Source organism: Peribacillus frigoritolerans (assembly GCF_030676415.1).
GTDB lineage: Bacteria > Bacillota > Bacilli > Bacillales > DSM-1321 > Peribacillus > Peribacillus frigoritolerans_A.
In genome coordinates, this window is the sequence record NZ_JAUUTW010000001.1 from 304,517 (window position 1) to 327,475 (window position 22,959).

The 22,959-nt window shown below is 41.9% G+C and carries 23 protein-coding genes; 16 read left to right on the forward strand and 7 right to left on the reverse strand.

The features are described 5' to 3' along the window. Positions 1-37: 37 nt before the first annotated feature. On the forward strand, positions 38-1,384 hold the full coding sequence (locus tag Q8G36_RS01485; protein WP_305158636.1) for a glucose-6-phosphate isomerase: 1,347 nt from the start codon (positions 38-40) through the stop codon (positions 1,382-1,384). Between the two features lie 218 nt (positions 1,385-1,602). Next, on the forward strand, positions 1,603-2,007 hold the full coding sequence (locus Q8G36_RS01490) for a YugN-like family protein (RefSeq protein ID WP_305158637.1): 405 nt from the start codon (positions 1,603-1,605) through the stop codon (positions 2,005-2,007). On the opposite strand, the gene Q8G36_RS01495 is transcribed toward Q8G36_RS01490, so the two are convergent. Continuing rightward, a complete protein-coding gene (locus tag Q8G36_RS01495; RefSeq protein ID WP_305158638.1) occupies positions 2,004-2,996 on the reverse strand; it encodes a potassium channel family protein in 993 nt (330 codons plus the stop codon). The two genes, Q8G36_RS01490 and Q8G36_RS01495, sit on opposite strands and share 4 nt — an antisense overlap. A gap of 253 nt (positions 2,997-3,249) precedes the next feature. Continuing rightward, entirely contained in the window at positions 3,250-4,536 is a 1,287-nt protein-coding gene (locus Q8G36_RS01500; protein ID WP_305158639.1) for a glycoside hydrolase family 18 protein, read from the reverse strand. Between the two features lie 165 nt (positions 4,537-4,701). Between Q8G36_RS01500 and Q8G36_RS01505 the strand changes: the two genes are divergently transcribed. Continuing rightward, positions 4,702-4,911: an alpha/beta-type small acid-soluble spore protein gene (locus tag Q8G36_RS01505; RefSeq protein ID WP_034310322.1), complete on the forward strand. Its 210-nt coding sequence runs from the start codon at positions 4,702-4,704 to the stop codon at positions 4,909-4,911. Between the two features lie 60 nt (positions 4,912-4,971). Here the strand turns inward: Q8G36_RS01505 and Q8G36_RS01510 are convergent, their stop codons facing one another. After that, positions 4,972-5,721: a glycerophosphodiester phosphodiesterase gene (locus Q8G36_RS01510; protein ID WP_305158640.1), complete on the reverse strand. Its 750-nt coding sequence runs from the start codon at positions 5,719-5,721 to the stop codon at positions 4,972-4,974. Between the two features lie 147 nt (positions 5,722-5,868). On the opposite strand from Q8G36_RS01510, the gene Q8G36_RS01515 reads away from it, so the two are divergent. The 4 genes from Q8G36_RS01515 (at position 5,869) to Q8G36_RS01530 (ending at position 10,164) form a co-directional block, all read left to right on the forward strand. Then, the gene (locus Q8G36_RS01515) at positions 5,869-6,696 is read left to right on the forward strand and encodes an undecaprenyl-diphosphate phosphatase (RefSeq protein WP_101223595.1); all 828 of its coding nucleotides are present in this window, start codon (positions 5,869-5,871) and stop codon (positions 6,694-6,696) included. 374 nt (positions 6,697-7,070) lie between these two features. Then, positions 7,071-8,393: an APC family permease gene (locus tag Q8G36_RS01520; protein ID WP_305158641.1), complete on the forward strand. Its 1,323-nt coding sequence runs from the start codon at positions 7,071-7,073 to the stop codon at positions 8,391-8,393. 149 nt (positions 8,394-8,542) lie between these two features. Beyond that, on the forward strand, positions 8,543-9,736 hold the full coding sequence (locus tag Q8G36_RS01525; protein ID WP_305158642.1) for an MFS transporter: 1,194 nt from the start codon (positions 8,543-8,545) through the stop codon (positions 9,734-9,736). A 98-nt stretch (positions 9,737-9,834) separates the two neighbouring features. Beyond that, positions 9,835-10,164, forward strand: coding sequence for a hypothetical protein (locus Q8G36_RS01530; RefSeq protein ID WP_305158643.1), 330 nt, complete (start codon positions 9,835-9,837; stop codon positions 10,162-10,164). Positions 10,165-10,271: 107 nt separating this feature from the next. On the opposite strand, the gene Q8G36_RS01535 is transcribed toward Q8G36_RS01530, so the two are convergent. Then, positions 10,272-10,415, reverse strand: a complete 144-nt coding sequence (locus Q8G36_RS01535; RefSeq protein WP_305158644.1) for a hypothetical protein — start codon at positions 10,413-10,415, stop codon at positions 10,272-10,274. A gap of 145 nt (positions 10,416-10,560) precedes the next feature. Here Q8G36_RS01535 and Q8G36_RS01540 point away from each other — a divergent pair, with 145 nt between their 5' ends. The 4 genes from Q8G36_RS01540 (at position 10,561) to Q8G36_RS01555 (ending at position 12,951) form a co-directional block, all read left to right on the forward strand. Next, entirely contained in the window at positions 10,561-11,424 is an 864-nt protein-coding gene (locus Q8G36_RS01540) for an STAS domain-containing protein (RefSeq protein WP_305158645.1), read from the forward strand. 180 nt (positions 11,425-11,604) lie between these two features. Then, on the forward strand, positions 11,605-12,042 hold the full coding sequence (locus tag Q8G36_RS01545; RefSeq protein WP_305158646.1) for a hypothetical protein: 438 nt from the start codon (positions 11,605-11,607) through the stop codon (positions 12,040-12,042). Between the two features lie 316 nt (positions 12,043-12,358). Continuing rightward, positions 12,359-12,724 carry a hypothetical protein gene (locus Q8G36_RS01550; protein ID WP_305158647.1) on the forward strand — a complete coding sequence of 122 codons (366 nt, stop codon included), beginning with the start codon at positions 12,359-12,361 and terminating at the stop codon, positions 12,722-12,724. After that, entirely contained in the window at positions 12,715-12,951 is a 237-nt protein-coding gene (locus tag Q8G36_RS01555) for a penicillin acylase family protein (RefSeq protein WP_305158723.1), read from the forward strand. Before Q8G36_RS01550 ends, Q8G36_RS01555 begins: the two co-directional genes overlap by 10 nt. Before the next feature lie 74 nt (positions 12,952-13,025). Here the strand turns inward: Q8G36_RS01555 and Q8G36_RS01560 are convergent, their stop codons facing one another. Together Q8G36_RS01560 and Q8G36_RS01565 are read right to left on the reverse strand one after the other, a co-directional pair. After that, positions 13,026-13,244 (reverse strand): hypothetical protein, encoded by a 219-nt coding sequence (locus Q8G36_RS01560; RefSeq protein WP_305158648.1) that lies wholly within the window; start codon positions 13,242-13,244, stop codon positions 13,026-13,028. Further along, positions 13,237-13,860, reverse strand: a complete 624-nt coding sequence (locus tag Q8G36_RS01565) for a sigma-70 family RNA polymerase sigma factor (RefSeq protein WP_305158649.1) — start codon at positions 13,858-13,860, stop codon at positions 13,237-13,239. The genes Q8G36_RS01560 and Q8G36_RS01565 overlap by 8 nt, the downstream gene beginning before the upstream one ends. Positions 13,861-14,016: 156 nt before the next feature. Here Q8G36_RS01565 and Q8G36_RS01570 point away from each other — a divergent pair, with 156 nt between their 5' ends. From Q8G36_RS01570 to Q8G36_RS01590, 5 genes are all read left to right on the forward strand, one after another. After that, positions 14,017-14,181, forward strand: a complete 165-nt coding sequence (locus tag Q8G36_RS01570; protein ID WP_081088496.1) for a YvrJ family protein — start codon at positions 14,017-14,019, stop codon at positions 14,179-14,181. Between the two features lie 414 nt (positions 14,182-14,595). Beyond that, positions 14,596-15,423: a GNAT family N-acetyltransferase gene (locus Q8G36_RS01575; protein ID WP_305158650.1), complete on the forward strand. Its 828-nt coding sequence runs from the start codon at positions 14,596-14,598 to the stop codon at positions 15,421-15,423. 41 nt (positions 15,424-15,464) lie between these two features. Further along, a complete protein-coding gene (locus Q8G36_RS01580) occupies positions 15,465-15,923 on the forward strand; it encodes a DinB family protein (RefSeq protein ID WP_305158651.1) in 459 nt (152 codons plus the stop codon). Between the two features lie 317 nt (positions 15,924-16,240). Continuing rightward, positions 16,241-20,059: a bifunctional 2',3'-cyclic-nucleotide 2'-phosphodiesterase/3'-nucleotidase gene (locus tag Q8G36_RS01585; protein WP_305158652.1), complete on the forward strand. Its 3,819-nt coding sequence runs from the start codon at positions 16,241-16,243 to the stop codon at positions 20,057-20,059. A 415-nt stretch (positions 20,060-20,474) separates the two neighbouring features. Continuing rightward, a complete protein-coding gene (locus Q8G36_RS01590) occupies positions 20,475-21,338 on the forward strand; it encodes a DUF4349 domain-containing protein (RefSeq protein WP_305158653.1) in 864 nt (287 codons plus the stop codon). A gap of 45 nt (positions 21,339-21,383) precedes the next feature. Here the strand turns inward: Q8G36_RS01590 and Q8G36_RS01595 are convergent, their stop codons facing one another. Next, positions 21,384-22,751, reverse strand: a complete 1,368-nt coding sequence (locus tag Q8G36_RS01595) for an amino acid permease (protein WP_305158654.1) — start codon at positions 22,749-22,751, stop codon at positions 21,384-21,386. Positions 22,752-22,959 lie beyond the last annotated feature (208 nt).

The window sequence follows — 22,959 nt, forward strand, 5'->3', positions numbered from 1 at the left end:
GTGAAAGGGAAACTAAAGAATTCAAGGAGGAATTTGAATGGCCCATATTCGTTTCGATTATTCAAAAGCCCTGCCGTTTTTCGGGGAGCATGAAATTACCTATCTACAGGATGCTGTAAAAGTGGCACACCATTCCCTGCATGAGCAGACAGGGGCAGGCAATGAATATCTTGGCTGGCTTGATTTACCCGCCAATTATGATAAAGAAGAGTTTTCAAGAATCAAAAAAGCGGCCGCGAAAATAAAAGAAGATTCAGAAGTGCTGCTGGTTATCGGAATCGGTGGATCATATCTGGGAGCACGAGCAGCGGTTGAGATGCTTCAACATAGTTTTTATAACATTCTACCTTCGGATAAAAGGAAAGCACCGCAAATTTTATTTGTCGGTAATAATATAAGCTCTACATATATGCAGGACGTAATGGACCTATTGGAAAATAGGGATTTCTCGATCAACGTCATCTCTAAATCCGGTACGACCACTGAGCCTGCACTGGCCTTCAGGATTTTTAGGAAACTGCTTGAACAAAAATACGGCGTTGAAGAAGCCAAGAGCCGCATTTATGCTACGACTGATAAAGCGAAGGGCGCATTAAAAACGGTAGCAACGGAGGAAGGTTTCCAAACCTTCGTCATTCCCGATGATGTTGGCGGACGTTACTCGGTCTTAACGGCGGTAGGGCTGCTTCCGATTGCAGTCAGCGGGGCGGATATCGATCAAATCATGGAGGGAGCCGAGCGTGCTAGGGCCGACTTCAGTTCTTCCGAGCTAGGGGAGAATCAGGCATACCAATATGCGGCGGTTCGGAATATCCTTTACAATAAAGGGAAAACGATTGAAATGCTGATAAACTATGAGCCTGGACTCCAATACTTCTCTGAGTGGTGGAAACAATTATTTGGGGAAAGTGAAGGAAAGGATCAAAAAGGGATATTCCCTTCATCGGCTAACTTCTCGACGGACCTGCATTCATTAGGGCAGTATGTTCAGGAAGGACGGCGTGATCTTTTTGAAACGGTCATCAAAGTGGAAAAGGCCCGTCATGAAATCTTGATTGAAGAAGCGGCCAATGACTTGGATGGCCTGAATTACCTATCAGGTGAAACGGTGCAATTCGTGAATAATAAAGCATTTGAGGGTACGCTGTTAGCCCATACGGACGGCGGCGTTCCTAACCTGATCGTAACGGTTCCTCAGCTCGATGCTTATACTTTTGGCTACCTTGTATATTTCTTCGAGAAAGCTTGTGCAATGAGCGGATACTTACTTGGTGTAAATCCATTTGATCAGCCTGGAGTGGAAGCCTATAAGGTGAACATGTTTGCTCTTTTAGGCAAGCCGGGTTATGAAAAGAAAAAAGCGGAGCTCGAACAGCGCTTATAATAAAAGGCATCAAGCTGGAATGACATCCGGCTTGATGCCTTTTTTGTTGAAAGCCAAAGCAGTGCCATCAAGGAAACGATGGAAATTTCACAAAAGCGTAAGGCTGGCTTGGAAGCCAAATTCCTTATGCCAATCGAGGGAACAATGGAGTCATTCCAGGTTTTTTTTAAGGTACTTTGGTTAAGCTAATAGAAAATTAGCGAAAGAGGTTTTATACAATGATTAAAATTTCTTCTCAGTTGGAAGGGAAAACATTCGGTTTGTTCGATCTGGAGACGAAGTTAAAACCGGAAGGATATGTGATAGGCGGAGGATGGGATTATGACCACGGGTCTTTTGATTATAAGATTGATGACAGTGATGGCTACCAATTCTTGCGGGTCCCTTTCAAGGCTGTTGATGGTTCACTCGATATGGATGGGGTAATGGTCGAACTTTTACAACCGTTTTTGTTATCTCATAAGTACGAGGACGGGATTGACGATGAAGGAAATATCGGAAACCTCTCCGCTTCCTTCAATCAGTTTGCCGAGCCTGAGAATCCGGATGCCGAATTTCCGGAAAACTATATCTCATTAGGAAAAACGCTTGTCCGGGATTTGGAAAAGCTTTTATTACATTAATCTTCAATGATGAGCAGGGTGTCATCACGATGTATGATTACATCTCCAGGGGGCTTGATTAATGTCTTGCCTCCTGAAATGATGCCGACCAATAAAATGTCTTGATCGAATAGCTTAACGTTCAACTGTTTAAACGTCAACTCCACCCAGTCATCCTGGATGGGCAGCTGTTTGAGGCTCAATCCATTCCGCTCATTTTGTTCTCTGACTTCCGTAATGATCCCCTTCGATAAGCAATCCTGCATATATTCACTCGCGAATTTATTCGTTTCGACTATGCCGTCCGCCCCAGCACGTAACGCATTTTCCTTTTGTTCATGCGTCAATATTTCCACAAGACAATACACATGCGGATTCAGCCCTTTGACAGCCAGTAACGTTAAAATCGAGAACATATCCGTTTGCAGCTCGTCTTGCTTAAGGTCAGCCGTAATTAGAACGCGTATGGCTTGTTTTATATTAGCTTTTTGTAAAACGGAATCCAATGTAGCTTTTCCTTGTATAAAGTGGATATTCGTTCTTGGAAGCGGGTGCTTTTGCAGCGTATCATCGATAAGGACTATGGATTGATGATGTTTGCGATCATGAATGTTTTGGATGATTCTCTTGGAACGGCCATTCCAGCCTACAATGATGATATGACCGCTGCCGCCGAATACTTTCTTTCCTGTTAGAAATTGCTGTTCATTGGAAATGGAAATTTTAGCGATGTACGCAAAATAAGAGGTAATCAGGCCGGCGCCTGACAAAATGAGGACCATCCCAATGACTTTTCCAAGATTTGTAACGGGAGTGAAATCTCCGTAACCCACCGTTGACATAGTGACGATTGCCCACCAGATGCCATCAAGTAAAGTGGGGAATCTCTTCGGCTCCACAATGTGGATCAAGACCCCGAATGAAAGTAAAAATAATGCGATGATGGAAAGCAATCTGATGAAACGCGGAAATCTGGGAACGGTGCTGATATATGGACCGATTCGAATCATGTTTTTCACACCCCTTAAGCTGTTCCTTTTAGTATGGTCAAAAAAGGCTTGGCTCATAAGGGTGCCGACAGACAAACTTTGAATGGAATATCGGCATCTTACCTGGAAAGTTGCCATTCGATTTCGGGTGAATGATAAAAGCCTTCCGGTGATATCGGAAGGCTTTTAGTGCTGAGTCACGTATCCTGAATGGACTTCATGCTCGATAAATGATTATATGCCCGTTTGCGTTTCAGTATTCCTTAATCTTCTCTTAAACCCTTCTCCGTACGTTAAAGTTATCACTGATGAGCAGCCAGTTTTGAGGGAAGGCTAAGCCGAGCTTCCAATAACTCATTCCCCTTAGATTCAGTTCTTTAATTAAATCGAATTTTGCCTGAATGGATCTGGCATCTTCAAACCACACCTCATGCTGCCTATCCTCTATATCGGTATAGTTGAAGTGCGGGGCCTGTGCGGTTTCATCATATTCGATGGAAACATTATTGTCCGCCGCAATCTGGATGGCCTGCTGCGGACTCACCGCCCTGGCGGTGGATCCCTGTACAAAAGGCAGGGTCCAATCATAGCCATATAGATTCTGTCCCATCAGGATCTTGTTGGAGGGAATATCGGTGACGGCATATTCGAGAACTTCCCGAACAGGTCCAATAGGGGAAACGGCCATTGCCGGTCCACCGCTATATCCCCATTCATAAGTCATGATGATAACGAAGTCGACGATTTCACCATGTGCTTTATAGTCATGGGCCTCATACCAACGGCCTTTTTGCTCAGCACTTGTTTTAGGGGCAAGTGCCGTGGAAATGAACCATCCTTCCTTCTTGAAGCGATCCCTGGCCTTTCGGAGAAATTGATTATAGGCTTCTTTATCAGCCGGCCTTAAAAACTCAAAGTCAAAGTGGATATCCCGGAATCCATATTTCTTTGCCGTTGTAACGATATTGTTCAGGAACTTATTCTGAACGGAAGTATTCGTTAAGATGATTCGTCCGAGTTCATCGCTGAATTGGTCATTTTCCTGATTCGTGATCACCATCATCAGGACATTTTTATTTTCTCTGGCGATGGCAGGGAAGTCATTGAGTAATGGCTCTTTTAAGGAGCCATCTCGAAGCGCTTGGAAGCTGAAAGGGGCTAAGTAGGTTAAATAGGGCGCAGCTTCCCTGGCAGCCGTTTCAAGGGCCGGTGCAACCGTCGTTCCCCTCGGCTCGACATAGCCGTTGAATTCGGCGGTCCTTTTCCTCCGTGCCGGAATATAGAGCCGGTATCCAACGGATAGGATTTGATTTTCGGAAATGCCATTTATATTTGCCAATTCTTGAACAGGGACATCAACTTTTTGAGATATCGAATATAAACTATCACCCGGTTGAACGAAATAATAACTGCCGACGATTGGAATGACAAGGGCCTGCCCCGAAACAAGATTATTTGGGTTAGGGATCTTATTTGATTCGACGAGCCTGTCAACGGTTACGCTGTATGTCTGGGCGATGCCATATAACGTCTGGCCTGGCCTAACCACATGAATTTGCAATTCTTTTCCCTCCTACTGAAAGTTTCCTAACAGTTTATGAGCATAAAAAGAAATTCATGATAAAGAGCTTGGGATTAAGAGAAACGCAAACAAAAAAATTCAATAAATTGGCAATAATAATTTAAGCTTAAAATGCTAATTAATATTAGTAGGAGGTGAAAACACATGGCAAACAACAATAACAGCAATCAACTTTTAGTATCTGGTGCAGAACAAGCTCTACAACAAATGAAGAATGAAATCGCTAGTGAATTTGGTGTAAACCTAGGTGCTGACACTACTTCTCGCGCTAACGGATCTGTTGGTGGGGAAATCACAAAACGTTTGGTTCAAATGGCTGAACAACAATTAGGTGGTTCAAACTTTTCTCGTTAATTAATTGAATAAATATGGATTTGAAAGAGAAGGAGTATCGCTCCTTCTCTTTCGCATTGTTCAGCCATGTGACTGCCAAGCTTTTAAAACCTTGATTGCCTTTTCAGGGAAATCGGTCATGATGACGTCGACTCCCAACTCTGCCAGCTTGACGATGTCGGCTTCATCATTGGCGACCCAAGGCCGGATTTTATATCCAAGTTTTTTCGCTTTTTCACTAACTGCTGGAGTCAGGCTGTTTTTATCTGGATGGAAACCCGATTCTTTTTTATCACGTAAAATTTCTTCGAAGTTTTCAGGAAGCCCCTCGAACAATAATGCACGTTCAAGGTCTGGGGCAAGCATCTTCGCTTTTTCAATGGATTGATGGTTGAAGGAAGAGAGGATCACCCGATTTTCCATTTGATATTGACGAATTAAATCAATGATCTTCTGTTCAATTCCTTCGTAGGCGAGTTTATCCGTTTTGATTTCGATATTCATCAATAAAGCATTTCCCTTTGCCCAGTCGAAAACTTCCATTAAAAAAGGAATCCTCTCCCCAAGGAATTCACTGGAAAATTTGCTCCCGGCATCAGCCGTTTTCAGTTTTTGTGCCGAGTGATCTTTTACATAACCAGTAAGGGTGGTCGTTCGATCAAGTGTTTCGTCATGGATGATGACCAATTCCCCGTCAGAACTGAGATGGACATCGAACTCGATCCCCTCGGCCCCGATTTCTGCCGCCTTTTGAAATGCTGCCATGGTATTTTCAGGATGCGTTCCCTTGGACCCCCTATGAGCGAAAATCAGTATGTTTTGCAAAATCATCACTTCCCCTTTAAACTTTATCTTGAACCCTATCATACATGTACGCTTGAATTGTTTCAGCAATGTTTAATAGACAATATTTTAAACAACGAGTAAAATACATATGATATTTCCATAAATAGGTGTTCGAAATATGAGGTGAATAAAATGAATATGTGGGAAATTTTTGTTGCAGTTATCCTTGGTCTTGTAGAAGGATTAACTGAATTTGCTCCTGTATCGTCTACAGGGCATATGATTATCGTTGATGATTTATGGCTGAATTCGAAAGAACTTTTCGGGAGTGAAGTGGCCAATGCCTTCAAGGTGGTCATTCAGCTTGGTTCGATACTCGCCGTTGTCGTGCTCTTCTGGGGGCGATTCATGGACTTGCTTGGTTTAAGGAAGCTGAAAGGCACATCCGCTGTGAACGGCCAAAAGCTTAACCTATTGCAGATCATTGTCGGATTGTTGCCGGCGGGCGTTTTAGGTCTATTATTCGAAGATTATATTGATGATCATTTATTTACGATGAAGACGGTTATCGTCGGATTGTTCTTAGGCGCGTTTTTGATGATTGCTGCGGATAAATTCCGTCCAAAGCTGACTGCAGAGACGGTTGACCAAATCACTTATAAACAAGCCTTCGGTGTAGGGTTAATTCAATGTTTGTCACTATGGCCGGGATTCTCGCGTTCAGGCTCGACCATTTCCGGTGGAGTGCTTTTGGGTATGAGCTACCGGGCGGCTTCCGATTTCACGTTCATCATGGCCGTGCCGATCATGGCTGGTGCCAGTTTGTTGAAAATCGTGAAGTACTGGGAAAGCTTCACACCTGAAGTTCTGCCGTTCTTTATTGCAGGTTTCATCAGTGCATTTATCTTTGCGTTATTCTGTATCCGCTTTTTCTTGATTTTAATCAATAAAGTTAAATTGACTCCTTTTGCCATTTACCGGATCGTCTTGGCGGTTGTGCTTCTATTCATTATTTGGTAATACGAAATGAAGCTTGAAAGAGGAGAGGGATCACCCCGTTTGATTAGGGGTGGTTTTTTTTTGTCCGAAAAAAAGCAGGATTCACAGAAAAATAAGCACGAATGATAATTGGACTTTATAGTTTTTAATTCGTTATTACGGAGTGAAATATCAATAAATCTTTCTTTAATAAAAAAATATTCGGTTTTTAGTGCAGTTCCAGACATAATCAGTAAAAAAAATATAAATATAATAAAGCCCCCTGAGCGTAATGGTACCAACGTGTTTCATTATTTATTGTAATATTCAAATGATTGCATAAACTATTCTCGTATAATTTATATGATATAATTTTAGTATAAATAAAATACATGTGTACACCTGGGGAGGACAACATGAGAAATGACCAATTGAAGAAAACGGTTGGCTTTTGGGTTGGAACATCTATTGTAGTTGGTACAGTTATCGGTTCTGGTATTTTCATGAGACCTGGTGACGTGCTTGAATTAAGCGGGAATTCAACCATGGCCTTGTTAGCTTGGCTGATAGGTGGTCTGATTACCCTGGCAAGCGGGTTGACGATTGCGGAAGTGAGTACACGGATTCCTAAAACCGGAGGCTTATATGTTTATATGGAAGAAGTGTACGGAAAAGCATGGGGATTCCTATGCGGCTGGGTTCAGACATTGGTATATGGGCCTGCAGTCATGGGCGCACTCAGTTTATACTTCGGGTTATTAGTTGCAGGGATATTTAATATCGCTTCAGGCTACACTTTGGCGATAGGGATTGTTACGATCCTATTTATAGCAGGCATGAATCTGCTGGGGACAAAATACGGCGGTATCATCCAAACCTTATCGACCATTGCTAAATTGATTCCCATCATTTTCATAGCGGTGTTCGGTATCGCACAAGGTGATATGCCTGTATTCAATATCAATAGTGAAAGTTCAATGAAAATCAGTATGGCCGGTGCGATTTTGGCTACGCTCTGGGCGTATGATGGCTGGATGAATGTCGGCTTCATGGCAGGGGAAATGAAAAACCCGCAGAAAACGTTGCCGCGGGCAATCATAACGGGATTAGTCGTGGTCATGGTCTCTTACTTGGCTGTGAACCTTGCCATGCTTCATGTATTGGGGGCGGAGGGAGTCATAGCCCATGGTACGAATGCGGCGAATGTTGCGGCAACGATGCTATTCGGTGAATTGGGCGGGAAATTGATATCAATCGGAATAGCGATTTCAATCTTCGGTTGCTTGAACGGAAAGCTTTTGACCTTTCCGCGCATTACCTTGGCGATGGCGACTGATAAAATGATGCCAGGCCATAAACAAATCGGAAAGATATCGCCTAAGTTTAAAACACCAATAAATGCGACGGTATTGCAAGTGATCATTGCAATCATCATGATGGTTGCAACAGACCCTGACAAACTTACCAATATGGCTGTTTTCTCTGTCTTCTGTTTTTATGGATTAGCCTTCTTTGCGGTCTTTATCTTACGCAGAAAAGATCCGGATGCAAAAACGTATAAAGTGCCGTTTTACCCATTCATCCCCATCGTGGCGATTGCTGGTGCAATATACATTGTTTTAAGCACATTAATCCAAACACCTTTAAATGCCCTGTACTCGGTGATCATCCTCATTATAGGTATGCCTGTGTACTGGCTGCTTAAAAAAAGTGAGCGGAATGATAAACGGTCATATTAATGGAAAACCCTTCACTGCATGCAGTGAAGGGTTTTTTTATAAATTGCAGGAACAAAATTTCCTTTTGGACAAAAGTGACGAAATAGACAACTCGGGAAGTTCGTATTAACATAGGGGGAAAGTTAAAAAAGTGAAGGGTCTGAAAAAAAGTGAATTATATCGAGCCAGCTGGTAAATCATTCAGGAAAACAATCTTGGCTTTATTTCTTGGCAGCTTTGTAACGTTTGCGGATCTGTATAGTACCCAACCGGTCATTCCGGTTTTCGCAAAGCAATTCGGAGTCTCTCCTGCAATGGCAAGTCTTACATTATCTTTCGCAACTGGAACGCTTGCCATTTGTTTATTGCTTGTTTCCTTTTTCTCAGAAAATATCGATAGGAAAAAAATAATGGGGACGGCGCTCACTCTGTCTGCATTGTTATCCATATGTGTCAGCTTCATTCAGGATGATCTATACATACTTATTGCAATACGGGCGATTCAAGGAGCAGTGCTTGCAGGTTTCCCGGCAATTGCGATGGCTTATATCAGTGAAGAATTTCATCCAAAAAGCCTGGGCTATGTGATGGGGATCTATGTGAGTGGTTCGAGTATCGGCGGATTGGCTGGCAGGCTGATTGTCGGGGTGCTGACCGACCATTTCTCATGGAACATAGCGATTGGAAGCCTTGGGGCTTTAAGTTTGATCATCAGTCTGGCTTTTTGGTGGATGCTTCCGCCTTCGCGGCATGCAGTCCGCGTAGGAGTCTCATTGTCCAGAATTAAAACCTCCCTCATTAATAACTTAAGGAATAACAGACTAGTACTTTTATTTGGTATGGCCTTCCTATTAATGGGCTCGTTTGTTACCGTTTATAACTTTGTGGGTATACCATTAATGGGACCGCCCTATCATTTATCACAGACATTGATTGGCTTCATTTTCATTATTTATCTGGTGGGGACATTTAGTTCTACATGGATGGGGAGGCTTGCCGATCAATATAGTCGGAGGCTTGTACTTCTTTCCGGAATCGCAATCATGATGATGGGGGCCCTTTTAACCTTATTAGATCCGCTTTTGCTGAAAATAATGGGGCTTGCCCTGTTTACATTTGGCTTTTTTGGAGCTCATTCAATTGCGAGCAGTTGGGTCGGAAGGTTAGCTGACAAAAGTGAAAAAGCACTAGCATCCGCATTATATCTCCTGTTTTACTATGCGGGTTCAAGTGTAGTAGGGGCATCAGGCGGAATATTCCTGATGAAGTTCGGGTGGGGAGGGGTCATCTCGGCTGTATCCATTCTGATCCTCTTGGCTGCTGCTTGTGCCATGATGGTTGAAAAAGTGAAAATCGTTAAATAAAATGATCTTTTCTATCATGATTTTCCGAATCCTGAATATAATCTAGTGAAAAGGGATATTGAATAATAGATTGTTAAGAGAAGAGGGTAATAGATAGAGTGAAACGAAAAGCAGTAATTCTCATTGGGTTAATAGCCGTTTTAATTATATTATTCGTTGTATATTTAACAAGTCCGGGCAGATTGGAAAAGGTGGAGATTGTTGAAAAATACTATCCTCATTTCTCCGATGGCAAGGCAGTCGGTTTTAAGACGAACGAAGTCATTAATGTGACGGAAACCGAAGAGGGATCCAATTGCGCAATGAAATTCGACAATGGGAAAACGTACGAAATTGATTGTGACCGTTATTTAACATACAAAATTGATGAAACAGTCTATATTACTACTGAAGGGAACCATGTGAAGGAAATCCGGAGAAAAAGGTAGTGGCAATCAAGGTTTAATGACAGGAGAGCTGAGTTTGCTTAATGAACGAACTCAGCTTTTTTAGTTTATCCATTCAAAAAACCCAGGCCATTTAGGACGGGGCTTTTTCATTTTTTATCTTTGCTTTTACTTTTATCCTTTTTATTACGCCGAAGTACATCCAAGATTCTGCGGCTGTTATTTTTACTGTTTATGAGTTCGACTAAATCGCTCATGTTTTCAGATTCGAAGTCTTTTTGAACTTTTTTCATGGTAATCCCTCCAAGTCATATATCATAATACCCTTATATAGAAAAGGGTAAACGTCTATTATCATATTAGTAATAGAAGGATTTTATATCCCTACCCATTAATTATTTGATAAAATGTGATAAAAGCCCTGTATGGGAGGTCTACATGGAAGAATTAAGAATGATCGGTGAAAAAATTGAAAAATTTAAATATATCTTAGTGGAGCATATCGAGCTGTTTGAAGAAGAGGAACCGCTCTATGATTTTGAAACCAGTAAAGAGGTACGGTCAAAGCTTATTCAAATTCATGCAGATGCCTTGATTCATGGAAAGGCACAAGCGATGGAAAGTATGAAAATAACGGGTATGGAAATAGGTAAGCGTATCGTGGATATGGGCATTCCTTTAGATAAGAATATTGAGGAAGCACAGCTTGTGCGTAACCTTTTCTGGAGTTTCATTGAAGAAGAAGTAAGCAATCGCTATTACTCCATTGAAATTTTGCTAAAGGCAAGCTCGATAATTGATGCAATCCTGGACCAATTCATACACTGTGTGAGTATCAGTTACGTGAATCATTATAAAGAAATGGCGAAAATGGCAAACGATTCTTTGCAGAAGATAAAAGAAAACCAAGAAGTCATGGAAGAATTGTCCACCCCGATTGTTCAGACCGTTTTAAAGGATGTGCTGCTCCTACCGTTGATTGGACGCATTGACGATTGGAGAATGGAGTCGATGCAATCGACGGTCCTGCAAAAATGTGCAGATCTGCATGCGGAAGTATTGATCATGGATTTCTCGGGAATTACTTTTACGAAGGAAAGCAATATGCTCTCCCTGCTGGATCAATTAGTGGGGGCATTGGCGCTGATGGGAACGGAAACGATGTTTGTCGGTTTTAGCCCTGATGTCGCGAAAGAGATCGTCAAACTTGATTTCGTAAATCAGGTAAAAGCCTTTCTATCGTTCAGGCAGGCTCTGGAATATCTGTTTAAACAAAGAGGGCTGGCTCTTCAGCCAGTATGATGGAGGTATCCTTTTTCAGGGTATCTTTTTTTCTATGTCAGGCTAACATTCCTGCAGCTCTCATATCGCCCATCGATATTTCTCCATGTTATATTATAGTGAAATGACGTGGGTGGACATGTTGATTTTCATTTAAATTAAATAGGACATGTAAATTCGTGTAAGGAAGGTGGATGAAGAGTGTTTTTCAAGAAAAATGAAGAACCTGATCATAATGAAAAATGGTATTGTGTAGGAATCATGACGGATAATGGGCTGGAGGATGAAGAATATGATGCTTTGTCCAAACGCATCCTCGACTCGGTCCAAAATGTCTCGGTCATATCGGACTTGGTAAGGGTGGAATGGGATCGGGATAAATTGCGGGCCTTGAACGAACGTTTTCAGGACCCTTCATATTCCGACCCATGTTTTATCATTAATGAATTCATACCAGAGGATATAAAAAAGGAAAGAAAACTTCTGGAGAAAACTCATAAATGGAAGAGGCTCTTTGGACTCCTCTCCCCAATTGAATACATGGAAGCCGAGACGAAGGCGGCCCATGACTTTGATAAAGCTCTCTTTTATACAGACGATGCAGATAAAGTGATTGAATACATTATTGCAAATAGCTAGCATTTCCTGCCACATCGATACATTGTATCGGTGTTTTTGCATTTGATTTAATGTTTATCGAAGCAATTTCGCGGTAGTAATTCGACCAAACGCGGGATGATTCGGCTTTAAACGGTAGTAAATCGACCTTGACCGGAATAATTCGACCATAAGCGGTAGTAAATCGACCTTGCCCGGAATAATCCGTCCTTGCACCTTTCTTCTTTCTTGAAATAAATAGAGAGAATGTAAGGAAGTTGGTAGGAAAGATGGGGATAAACGCGGAATATCTTAAATAGAAAGAAAGAGAGTTTTAAGGGGAGAGGAAGATAGATTGATGGAAGTTGCCGTACGTCAGCAAAAGCCAAAACGGAAGTGGAGAAAGCGGGCGCTATGGAGTTTCGGAATCCTGATTATACTTTTGCTGTCTGTCTTGATTGCTGCAAATGTATTTCTTTCAAGATCCTTGCCGGAAACAAAGGGGGAAATATCGCTTCCAGGTCTTTTGAAACCGGTTACGGTGGTGAGGGATTCAAGTGGGGTCCCGCATATACAGGTGACGTTAACGGAACTGGAAGAATCACAAGGTGACGATATAGCTGATTGGGAATGGGGAGACTATCATAAGGTCAGTTTTAACCACCCGCTATCGAGTGTCGCCCCATTAAATTATTTGTTTAACAGCGGCGCGGAATTCCGGTAGGTGGCAGCAGTGTCACCGTACAGGCGGCGGCATTTTTAGATGATGGAACCGTTAATCATGGTGGCTCCTGGAGATTCGTCATCGACCTAGCCGACATGAATCAAGGGTATCACCTCGTTGGCCCGGGTCAATCGTTAAAAGTGAGTGGTACCATGATCAGCTTGATGATTGGGCAGAAGGTGCTTATCACAAAACCACAATGGACGATCCAAAAGGTGGTAAGTTGACATTGAAACCATCATACTGATATTCAGAAAAAAAGTACCAAGTCCAGCATCCTTGCTCTGGACTTGGTACTTTTTCATTGTTTTTGCTTAGTAAAGAATTCTGCAAGGAACTCCTCAAAATTAGGGGCCTCGATAGCTGCGATTTTTTCATATGATTCAATGATCTTGAGTTTAATTTCTTGCTCCAGATCATTCCGGTCTTGATAGTTCGTATTTTTTAACGATTTTTTTATCTTAGGATTCAAAGAGTCGATTAGATCCATCAATTCATCTTTTGACAGTTTTTTATCCACAATTGCTTTTCTCCTTTCTAACATATACCTCATCCATATAGTGCTTTCGAAGTTTTTTTAGAGCTTGTTTACGGATGCTTGAGATATTCTGTGGCGACTCATGGAAATAGGCAGCGATTTCCTTGTTGGATAGGCCGTAGGAAAAAATCATGGTCAGCACCAGGCTTTGTTTGGCTGTTAACTTCTTCAAGGCCTTTATCATCTCTTCATCACTTATGTGTGAAGCGAGTTCATTCGTTTCCCCCATCTTTTCAAGTTGAACGTCCAAAGTGCCGATTCGATCGATCAATCCGCCAGTATCCCTTGGTGTCGCATCAAGTACCATTCGATAGCGTTCCCGCTGCTTCCGTGCCCTTTTATCATAATCAACAGAGAAAAAGTAAATTAAGGAGCACATGTATTTGTATACTTTAGCCCGGTAATAGAAAATTTTGAAAGTCTCGTTGAGATGACAAATGTTGTGGGAAGAAGGGGAATCAAGAGTTTCAGTGAAAATCTTTAAATGCTCTGGGTTCTGTAAAAATACTTGAATGATCGGTTGTTCAAAGAAAGATGAGTACTGTTGCTGCAGAAACTCCAATGAATGAGAAAAAAAATGAGAAGTTAATTGGTTCATTGTTATCCCTCCTTTAATTAATAAAGTGATAGACAAGGGGAATAAATCAATTATATAGGAACATTCGTTCTTTTTTCCATAAATCAATAGTGCTAGATTGATTTTTTTAAACAAGTTTCACTTTAGATATCAGATACAAGAAAAGGGGTGAAGAGGATGATGATTGAGGATGCTACTATGTGGGTTTCATTAGTTAGCGAATTTGGCTATCCATTCGTCGTTTCTATGTTTTTGCTCTTCCGCTTCGGTAAACAATTAAAAGAACTCACAACGGACGTAGAGAACTTAAAAAAGTCCGCTCATAAAACAAAAAAACGATAACCTCAGGACGTAATGTGCCAGGTGTTAAACACCGAATTTCGGATTCTATTATAAAAAGGGTCCGGAATTCGGGTATAAAGAAATGGGTACCATCTGAAAATCAAGACTTTGTTAAATCCCTCCCTTAAACTCGAATAATATAATGGTAACCCATTATTTGGAATATAGCACAAAATAGGTAAAAAATAATCGTCATTTAGAATCATTTTACTACTATAATTCATCCTTCAATGGAATTAGATAGGAAATCCTCCCCTCGTACGATTTTAGTTTTATGGATTAAAGTGAAAATACTTTTAAAAAAACAACATTCATCAATAAACTTATGGAAATAAGTGGCATCCGGGTAAAAAAGGGTGCTGCTTTTCTTAATTTTTGGTAATAAACTGATAATATGGAAAAGGGGTGGCAAATTTGAAGGATAAACAGCTAGAAGATGTTCGGATCCTACAGCATGAATGTGAACGGGAAGGCTTTACTTTAAAGCTGAATTGGGAAACGCTTCGCAGTCGAAATGGTGTGCATAAGAATGACTTTCTTCACTATGATGGATTGAAACTTGTTGGTTTTCTTGGTCTTTACGATTTTGGTAACAAAGTGGAGATGTGCGGGATGGTGCATCCTGATTTCCGGAGGCAAGGCATTTTTACAAAGCTGATGGAAGAGGCTATAAGGAGTGCCGTGGAGCGCAACTATAAGTTGATTCTCTTGAACTCACCTGCTCAATCCGATTCAGGGATAGGATTTTTGAAACAGCTCCCATGTGAGTTTGCATTTTCTGAGTTTCAAATGAAATGGTCCGAAACGGAGCTTGATGATTATGGTGATGCAGTCGTTCGCCCTTCACGGAGAGATGATGAGGAAACGGAAATTCAGCTGGATATTCAATGTTTCCATTTTACGAAACAAGAGGCGAAGGATTATTATCAGCGAATCCAATATGAGGATACTCTGAAAACCATGATGATTGAAAAGGATGGCCGCGCGGTCGGTAAGGTCCGTGTTGATCAATCAGGCCGGGAAGCGTGGATTTATGGATTTTCCATTTTGCCAAAATACCAGGGAAAAGGGCTTGGCGGAAAGGCGTTGAAAAAGGTTGTAGCCGAACAATGCCAGCTGGGATATGATATTTTTCTCGAGGTAGAGGCGACTAATGAGCATGCTTTAAGACTCTATGAATCTTGTGGATTCAAAACTATTCAAAGACAAGATTATTATCAGTACAAAGGGGTGCAGTGCTGAAGGATACTTTGACGACATTGAGTGTTAGGGGGCTGGGATGGATGTTGACATTATTCAATTATAACTGGCAGGTGCGAAGTGAGTGGTTCAAGTGGTGCCGGTCCTTACCGAGTGAGGAGCTGAAACGGAAGCGCACAGGAGGGATGGGCAATATATTGAAGACACTTGCCCATATTATCGATGTCGAATGCAGCTGGATCAGGGCCATACAAGGGAAGCCTGATGTCGCAATCGATTTGGACGCTTATGATACGATCGGAAAAGTGGAGGATTTATCCAGCCGTTATCACTCTGAGGCCATGGACTATTTGAACTCGCATTCCATTGATGATGAGAATGGAATGATTCAGCCATCTTGGATGGAGGGGACATACGAAAAAGGCAGGATACTGCGCCATCTGATAGCTCATGAAATTCACCATATAGGCCAGCTGTCCATCTGGTCAAGGGAGATGGGCATCGAACCGGTATCCGCCAGTTTAATAGATCGGGCTTTATAGATTTGTAGTTTTCAAAAAGGTTTCCCTGAAATAAAGAGTGTAAGGAACGATCTTTGAGATCCATACGATGTTAGCAGGCTGGTTCTTTTAAATGGACCAGCTTTTTTTTATATTAAACTTTCTCCCTAAGGATTCAATGGGATTCGATGATGATTATACATAATTGAAGGTATATCGATCTATGAATTCTGAATGGGAATGGATAAAAAGTGCCGTTTATTCAAAATTCGTAATATTACGGTAAAATTTGGCGCTTATTCGACAAAATCATGATATATTATTCTAGCATTTTACAAAAAATAGAAGGGTTGTGAAGTATGTCGTTCAAGATGCATGTTAATAAGATGCTCGCCCCGATTCTTGCTGTGAGTTTGATTACAGCCCCATTTACCCTACCGGGGGAGACATCCGCCAAAGAGGCTAATAAGAAACCGGTCACGACTGAACCATTTATCATTTCAGCTCCTACTGTTATTTACACAAAAGGCACCAAAGCGACTGTAACGGTCACACCGAAAAAAGGGAACAAAGGAAATGAAACCGTTGTCTTCCAATTAATGAATGGAACGAAGGTCATTTCTCAGTCTGCCGTTGAGGCGGATATTAAATCGGCCCAAAAGTTCTCAGCGTACTTCAACTCGTACAAATCGGGTTATTGGGTCAAAGTATCGGTTGTCTCCAAGTATAACGGCAATACGAGTAACTTCGGCAACAGCCTGGCAGCCTCCGTTTCGGATGCACCATTTGAACTAAGGATCATGGAAACGACAGATATACACACTAATCTGGTGAGCTATGATTATTATAAGGATGCCGTTTCGGACTCCGTCGGTTTTTCCCGCACGGCAACTTTAATCAAACAGGCACGAAAAGAAGTGAAAAATAGCGTATTAGTGGATAACGGCGACCTTATTCAAGGGACCCCGCTAGGTACGTACAAAGCGAAAATAGCGCCCCTGAAAAAAGGTGAAGTCCATCCCGTCTTTAAAGCGATGAACTTGCTGGACTATGATGTGGCCACATTCGGAAATCATGAATTCAATTATGGTTTATCTTATTTGGACGAGGCCATCAACGATGCGAACTTCCCTTACGTCAATGCCAATGTTTATAAAAAAGATAAAGACAATAATCCAAAGAATGATAAAAATAAATATACTCCTTATAAAATCGTCACGAAGAAAGTAAAGGACATCAATGGAAAAGAGAAATCAGTGAAAATAGGCTACATTGGATTTGCCCCTCCGCAAATCATGGATTGGGATAAAGCGAATCTTGACGGGAAGGTCATTACAAAGGAAATCGTCACAACTGCAAAAAAATATGTACCTGAAATGAAGAAAAAGGGCGCGGATGTCATCGTGGCGCTCACACATTCCGGGTTTAATGGCGATACCAAGAATACCGAGGATGTCATCTATTCATTAAGTAAGGTATCCGGCATCGATGCCATCACGTTCTCCCACACGCATAAGGTCTTTCCGGCACAAGATGAAGCTTCTTTAGACAGCCTATTCAAAGATGGCCAAGGAAAAATCCTTAAAGGCGTGGATAATAAAAAAGGTACCATCAATGGTGTACCAGCCGTTCAAGCTGGATATGGAGGCAGTAATCTCGGGATTATCGATCTTGATATCCAGAATATCAAGGGGAAATGGAAAGTCGTCAATTCCGATTCGTCAACACGGGCAATCAACGACAAAATAACAGGAAAAAAAGCAGCTGAAGATGCATCTGTCGTCAAAGCCGTGAAGAAGGATCACGAAGGAACGATCAAGTATGTTAACATGCCAATTGGAACGACTACAGCTCCAATTCATAGTTATTTCGCCCTTGTGCAAGACGATCCTTCCGTACAGGTCGTGACGAGCGCACAAAAATGGTATGTAGAAAAATACATCCAAAGCAACCGCCCTGAATACAAAGACTTGCCCATTCTCTCTGTAGGAGCCCCTTTCAAAGCGGGGCGCAATGGAGTCGAGGAATTCACTGAAATCAAGGAAGGCGGACTGACCATTCGCAGCGCCGGTGATTTATATTTATACGATAATACCTTGAAGGCAATCAAGGTCAAAGGGTCCGTGGTTAAAGAGTGGCTTGAGATGTCTGCAGGGAAATATAATACAATCGATCCTGCCAAGTCTGAGGAGCAGGAGCTGCTTAATGGAAAGTTTGCCGTCTATAATTTTGATGTGATTGACGGCGTCACGTATCAAATCGATGTCAGCAAGGCTCCGCGCTATGATGAAAAAGGGATAAAAGTGTCGGATTCAAGCAGGATTGCAGATTTGAAATATAATGGTGAACCAGTGGACCCAAATCAAGATTTCATCGTCGTGACAAATAATTACCGTGCTTCGGGCGGGGGGAACTTCCCGGGAGTCAAGGGCAGCGAATATGTAGTTGACTCTGCGGATGAAAATCGCCAGATCTTGATGGATTACATCACACAAGAGAAGGAAATCAATCCAACCGCTGATAATAACTGGTCGATCGCCCCGATTTCAGGCAAGGTGAACGTTACTTTCACCTCATCACCAAAAGGTGCGGAATATTTAAATGAAGACAGCCCGATTTCCTATACAGGGAAAAAGGATGATAAAGGCTTTGGCATTTACAATTTCAATTTGGGGAAAGAAAACGTTAAGGTGCAACTGCTCGGAATCAATGATCTTCACGGCCAGCTTGATACCACTTCCGACTTTGGCGGTACCAAACAAGGACGTGCTGATTATTTAGCTGCGCACTTGAAGCAGCGTAAAGCTGAAAACCCTGAAAATACACTTTTACTTTCGGCAGGCGATGCTGTTGGGGCAAGTGCTCCCGTTTCTTCTTTGATCCAGGACAAACCGACGCTTCAGTTTTTGAATAATATGAAATTCGATGTCGGAACTGTCGGGAACCATGAGTTCGACAAAGGGGTAGAAACCCTGATGGCTCAAATCAATGGCGGAAAGTCGCCAACATCCGATGTGGTATTCGATAAATTGAACTTTCCATATGTAGTAGCCAATGTCGTATATAAAGACACGAAAAAACCGATTTTGGACCCTTACGTCATAAAAAAGGTCGGCGGGGTTGATATTGGGTTCATAGGTGTAGTCACGAATGCTACACCTCAAAAAGTAAGTCCGGATGGCATTAAGAATGTGGAATTCATAGAACAGGCACCTGCCGTAAATAAGGCGGTTAATGAGTTGAAAGAAAAAGGCGTCAAATCGATTGTGATTATCTCACATGACCCAGGCACTGAAAAGGAAGGGATCATCACAGGCGAAGTGGCTGATCTTGCTAATGCCGTGGATGATGAAGTCGATGTGATCTTAGCTGGAGATAATCATGCAAAGGTCAACAACTATGTGGATAATAAATTGATTGTACAAGCTTACTCTTATGGAACGGCTTTTGAAGATGTGGATTTGGAAATAGACCCAAACACAAAGGATATTGTCAAAAAGTCAGCTGAGATTGTCACGGTTACACAAGATGGCATCACACCGGATGCCGGGACGACGAAATTCATTGACGACTATCTAGACATGTTCCCCGAGTTGAAAGCCCCGCTTGGGACAACGGATGAGAAAATCTTAAGGACCAATGCCTATACGCAAGAAACGGGCCTTGGGAATTTAATTGCCGATGCAATGAAGGCAGATTTGAACACCGATTTTGCCTTCATGAATCCAGGTGGAATTCGTGCAGATATTCCAAAGGGGGAAGTCACTTTTTCCGATCTAGCGAAAATCCAGCCGTTCGGAAACGTATTGGTTAAGCTGGAACTTACTGGAGCCGAAGTGAAAACGCTGCTTCAACAGCAATGGATCGTGGAAGGATCTCCGAAAACTTTGCAAATTTCTGGACTGAGCTATACAGCCGACTTCAGTAAACCTGTCACGGAACGTGTCACTTTATTGAAGAAAGCGGACGGAACACCGATCAAGGATACCGAAACATACACGGTGGCCGTCAATGATTTCATGGCAAGCGGCGGTGATAACTATACCGTCCTGAAAGGAAAAGAGCGAGTGTTTGGACATGCTGATCTGGAAGCTTTCGTTAACTATGTAAAAGAAACGTTTAAAGGCGGGAAGATCACGGCAGAAATTGAAGGCAGAATTACGAATATCAATAATTAATAGAGATTTACTCGTGAAAATTGAGCATTTACTCGTGAGTTAAGCGGATTTACTCGTGAAATTAGAACATTTACTCGTGAGTTTTCCACATTTACTCGTGAAACTCTAAAAGAGAGCGCTCCTTAATACAAGGGGCGCTTCTTTATGTGATTAATTGTTTCGGAAAGATGGAAAAGATCAATCCAAATAGCATGGTGACCCATGCAATAAGGGAATGCGGTTTATGTTATCAAGGTCAGCAGTGCAGGACATTTCACTCCGATCACAGGTACCAATACCCTTAGTGCGATTCTCATCTTTTTGGATGTTCTTATACCTTTAGCTTCACATCTGAAATAAAACATGTCCTTTAATCAAGAAGTGTAACTTTCTTCCAAACTTTACGTCGGTACTATTAAGAAAAGGGGGGATACCGATGAACGGTAAAACAATGATGCTTATGTTCTGTTTGTTCCTTTTACTTGCTGGATGCAGCAGTAACGAAAAAGATGATTCAGCATCGGAATCACATGATGAAAAGGCGGACAGTAAAATGGACGCCTCAATTTCTGGGAATAAGGTGCAGGAAGAAGCAGCGGAAAATGAAGGGATGACGGATGAAAGAAAGGTCATCCATCAAGCCCAGCTTGAGTTGAAGGTGAAGAACCTTGAAATGACACAAATAAAGATTGAGAATAAGGTGGCTGAATATGGCGGATATGTTGTCGAGTCCAATATATATAGGGAAGATGAAGAACTGGTGGAAGGAACGATCACTGTTCGGGTCCCCGAAGCCTATTTTCAGGATTTTCTAGCCGATAGCGAGGGCGAGGCTTCAGAAGTGGTCGGAAGGAATGTGACAGGACAGGATGTAACGGAGCAATATGTGGATTTAAAAGCAAGATTGAAGTCAAAGAGGGCAGTAGAGGAAAGGTTACTTGCATTCATGAAGGATGCTGAGAAGACGGAAGATTTGCTGAAAATATCATCCGATCTTGCCGTGGTGCAAGAAGAAATAGAGCAGCTGTCTGGACAAATGAAGTATCTGGAAAACCAGACCTCATATTCGACGGTTACCATCACGTTATCACAGGACAGGATAGTTGTGCCGGGCATTGATAATAAGGAATTGAATACATGGGAGAGAACGAAGAAACAACTTGCAACGAGTGCGAATCTATTACTTAAAGCAGGTTCAGGAATCATTGTTTTTATAATAGGAAACTTGCCTATCCTCATTATTTTAGGCGGAGCTGGTGCGGTGGTCCATTGGGTGATCAAAAGAAGGGGAAAAAGGTGAATGCAGAAATAGAGGGTGCCAATTAGATTGGGCACCCCCTGACATTTATCTTTTCCGTTTATGCAAGCCGGTCACATAATACAGGGCTACCAACAGTAAGATCCAAATCGGACCAACGATTAGAGCTATTCTTGTATCTGCTGAAAAACCGAGTACTATCATTACGAAAACTAAAAAGGCTAAAGTGAAATATGAAGTGAATGGGAAAAGAGGCATTTTATAAGACAAGCCTTGTTTTTCTCCCTGACTCATTTTCCGTCTAGACATAATCTGTGTGACAAGTATGGTTCCCCATGTCCAGAGTGCACCAAATGTTGCGACACTTGTGACGTAAGTGAAAACTTTATCGGCTTCCATATAGTTAAGGTAAACACCGAAAAGAAGCACGATAGCCGAAACGATGATGGCAACGCCAGGAACGCCTGACTTTGTTGTACGTTCAAAACTTTTTGGTGATTCACCTTGCTGCGCTAGGTTGAATAACATTCTTCCTGTACTGAAGATCCCGCTGTTACAAGATGAAAGGGCAGCTGTCAGTACGACAAACTGAATGATTCCAGCTGCGCCTGGAATACCGATTTTATCAAACATCATAACGAATGGGCTGTTTTCTCCATTCATTTCATCCCATGGAGTGATCGATAGAATGACTGTCAGAGCTAAAACGTAAAAAAGTAAAATTCGATAAAACACTGTATCGATGGCTCTTTTTAAAGATTTTTCAGGATTTTTGACTTCACCTGCGGTTACTCCAAGCATTTCAATTCCCAAATAGGCGAACATGACCATTTGGAAAGAGAGGATGACACCGGAAATCCCATTAGGGAAAAACCCGCCATGTTCAACTAGGTTACCGAATCCAACCGCGATTCCGCCGTTGCCCAGTCCAAAGATGATCATTCCGAAACCAAGGACGATCATAAGGATGATAGTAACAATTTTAATAAGGGCGAACCAAAACTCCAATTCACCGTAAGCTTTTACAGCAAGAAAGTTGATCGTTGTCATGATGGCAAGTGCGGCTAACGCCCAAGCCCATTGTGGAGTATCAGGGTACCAAAATTGCATATAGATTCCGACTGCCGTAATTTCAGCCATACAGGTGGCAATCCAAACGAACCAGTAATTCCATCCGGTAATATATCCGGCAAGAGGACCGACAAATTCGCTTGCATAGCGACTGAAAGAGCCTGCGACAGGATTTTTTATCGCCATTTCCCCAAGTGCACGCATGATAAGATAGATCATAAGCCCGCCAATGGCGTAAGAAATGATTATGGCTGGGCCAGCTAATTTTATCGCAGATGCCGAGCCGAGAAATAGACCGACTCCAATGGCTGCGCCAAGAGACATTAATGCGATATGTCTTTCTTCCAAACCTCTATGCAGTTGAGATTCTTTGGAGTTTTGCATAATTTTCCCCTTTTCTATGTTGGAGTTTAATTTTCTCTATCTAGCATTTTATCACTAGTAGAGGAGATTACATATTATTTATTGATTTTTCACATAATATTACAACTAAATAATATATTTTAATAGAAAGAATGTAAAGCGAAAAAATGAAAACGCTTACTATAAAAGTGATCCCATCTTTTTTCATCGTATAATAATCATTCAAAAC

Coding starts and splice junctions, on each gene's coding strand:
- Q8G36_RS01485 (WP_305158636.1), top strand. CDS start 38: ATGGCCCATATTCGTTTCGATTATTCAAAAGCCCTGCCGTTTTTCGGG.
- Q8G36_RS01490 (WP_305158637.1), top strand. CDS start 1,603: ATGATTAAAATTTCTTCTCAGTTGGAAGGGAAAACATTCGGTTTGTTC.
- Q8G36_RS01495 (WP_305158638.1), bottom strand. CDS start 2,996: ATGATTCGAATCGGTCCATATATCAGCACCGTTCCCAGATTTCCGCGT.
- Q8G36_RS01505 (WP_034310322.1), top strand. CDS start 4,702: ATGGCAAACAACAATAACAGCAATCAACTTTTAGTATCTGGTGCAGAA.
- Q8G36_RS01510 (WP_305158640.1), bottom strand. CDS start 5,721: ATGATTTTGCAAAACATACTGATTTTCGCTCATAGGGGGTCCAAGGGA.
- Q8G36_RS01515 (WP_101223595.1), top strand. CDS start 5,869: ATGAATATGTGGGAAATTTTTGTTGCAGTTATCCTTGGTCTTGTAGAA.
- Q8G36_RS01520 (WP_305158641.1), top strand. CDS start 7,071: ATGAGAAATGACCAATTGAAGAAAACGGTTGGCTTTTGGGTTGGAACA.
- Q8G36_RS01535 (WP_305158644.1), bottom strand. CDS start 10,415: ATGAAAAAAGTTCAAAAAGACTTCGAATCTGAAAACATGAGCGATTTA.
- Q8G36_RS01540 (WP_305158645.1), top strand. CDS start 10,561: ATGGAAGAATTAAGAATGATCGGTGAAAAAATTGAAAAATTTAAATAT.
- Q8G36_RS01550 (WP_305158647.1), top strand. CDS start 12,359: ATGGAAGTTGCCGTACGTCAGCAAAAGCCAAAACGGAAGTGGAGAAAG.
- Q8G36_RS01565 (WP_305158649.1), bottom strand. CDS start 13,860: ATGAACCAATTAACTTCTCATTTTTTTTCTCATTCATTGGAGTTTCTG.
- Q8G36_RS01570 (WP_081088496.1), top strand. CDS start 14,017: ATGATGATTGAGGATGCTACTATGTGGGTTTCATTAGTTAGCGAATTT.
- Q8G36_RS01580 (WP_305158651.1), top strand. CDS start 15,465: ATGTTGACATTATTCAATTATAACTGGCAGGTGCGAAGTGAGTGGTTC.
- Q8G36_RS01585 (WP_305158652.1), top strand. CDS start 16,241: ATGTCGTTCAAGATGCATGTTAATAAGATGCTCGCCCCGATTCTTGCT.
- Q8G36_RS01590 (WP_305158653.1), top strand. CDS start 20,475: ATGAACGGTAAAACAATGATGCTTATGTTCTGTTTGTTCCTTTTACTT.
- Q8G36_RS01595 (WP_305158654.1), bottom strand. CDS start 22,751: ATGCAAAACTCCAAAGAATCTCAACTGCATAGAGGTTTGGAAGAAAGA.